The sequence below is a fragment of the Psychrobacter sp. 1Y4 genome (genome assembly GCF_051847555.1).
This window is the reverse complement of record NZ_JBPYDE010000438.1, coordinates 1-764: the sequence shown is the minus strand read 5'-3', so window position 1 is coordinate 764 and position 764 is coordinate 1. Positions and strand designations below refer to the sequence as shown.

At 44.5% G+C, this 764-nt stretch carries 1 protein-coding gene; it reads right to left on the bottom strand.

Features of this window, described 5'->3' with window-relative positions; genetic code table 11:
* Nucleotides 1-23: 23 nt before the first annotated feature.
* Nucleotides 24-509, bottom strand: coding sequence for an ABZJ_00895 family protein (locus tag ACS8FC_RS16815; RefSeq protein ID WP_439297626.1), 486 nt, complete (start codon nucleotides 507-509; stop codon nucleotides 24-26).
* Nucleotides 510-764: the final 255 nt, after the last annotated feature.

Genomic DNA, 764 nt, shown 5'->3' with positions numbered 1-764 from the left:
TCGTAGTAAATGGTCGAGTGTGTTCATACTGTTTTGAGAGCAGGGTTCAAGAAATGGTTGATGGCCCATAGGCTGATACGCGTACTGACCAAGGTAAATACCAGCATCAACACCAGTGAAGAGAGCAAGGGCAAAGGCCGTGCCATTGCCATCTCAAGTAGTACCTCACGGCTGACTGCATCAAATAACCAAAACCATATGGCTAAAAAATAAAGGACCGTCAATAACCAAACAACCGCAACACCGCCAAACATGAGCCGGTTGATTTCATTTTTAGCCAAGGCGCGCTGCTGATGCTTGATAAATTTGCTGACAGCAATATAGGCACCGACGATGATAGAGACGACCATGACCAGTTGCGAGTTAAGCGCAATCTTGGTCTGAATCATCATAAATATGGCGCTGGCTAGGATGTAACCAATGGCAAAAAACCCGATATATTGCGCCAGTTTAGGCTGGCGTGACGCAAGCGTTCGAGGCTTACTGAGATTGGGTGTCTGGCGTGACATAAGCTGGCCTTTGTAAAGGTAAAAATAAAAGTTTTAAAAATGTATTCATAAACATAGCAGTCATGATTGCCGTGCAAATAATCATACCACTTGCGTCAAAATATCTGCTGTTGCTTTACTACTGCTCACTAAGCATCGCTTTAGCAAAACCATCAGCGCTGAGCAGTCCAGTCGAGTACTGCATCTAATACAGGTCTTGCCGTATAAGGATTGAGCGCTTGATCCGTATTAATCATACCCACAACGACATAGTCT